Here is a 747-nt window from a genome sequence, read left to right as displayed (position 1 = left end):
GATGATAAAAAGCCTGCTAAGATGTTTTTTTCAGTTTGATACTCCCCTGCTGCAACAAAAAAGCGCTTCTCCGAAGAGGAACGCTTTGAAACCGGAAATTAGTTATCGGTCATTGTTTTTCCTGCTGTTCATCCATCTTTGAGACAATCATCTCATAGAACTTGTCCCAGTTGTCGAGCAGATGTTCTATCTCCGTCGGGTAAAGCATGTACTGTTTGATAAAATTACCCTTGTTCAGGATAGCTATGATCCATGGGGAACATATATTAATAAGTCCTTCACATTCATTATGTACATGCGCACTTATTGTTACCGCCAAATGATCAATACACACTTCAATATTTTTCGCTCCACGATCGATACTGCTATTATGTTCGCAGTATTCAAGAATTGGATCCAGCTGTACCCACATCTTGTTCCATATTTTTTCGTAATTGAAAATATCTTTAAGGATCTCATCTCTGAGCAAGTAAGGCGCTTCAGTTTTATTCTTCGTATTTTTCAGCGCTCTGCTAACATTTTCCTGCATGGCATCATTGAACGCTTTGTTAAGTGCTGAGTCATCGTGATGCTGACTCTTGATATTGTCGAGTACTGACTGAGACCAGTCGTTAAACTTACCGTTGATCATTTCTGTTATTATTTTTTCTATTGCCATAATAAATTCCTCCATTATACGTTAATTTTTACAGCAGCCTCAACATCTTTCTGAAGCTGTTCATCTTCGATCTCATAGTCCATAATGCT

1 protein-coding gene is annotated in these 747 nt (G+C 38.2%); it reads right to left on the bottom strand.

The window, feature by feature from the left end; genetic code table 11:
* Positions 1 to 109: 109 nt before the first annotated feature.
* Positions 110 to 658 (bottom strand): hypothetical protein, encoded by a 549-nt coding sequence (locus tag CUS_RS07065; protein ID WP_002848888.1) that lies wholly within the window; start codon positions 656 to 658, stop codon positions 110 to 112.
* Positions 659 to 747 lie beyond the last annotated feature (89 nt).

It is taken from the genome of Hominimerdicola alba 8 (genome assembly GCF_000178155.2).
GTDB lineage: Bacteria > Bacillota > Clostridia > Oscillospirales > Ruminococcaceae > Hominimerdicola > Hominimerdicola alba_C.
This window is presented reverse-complemented; position numbering and strand designations above follow the sequence as displayed.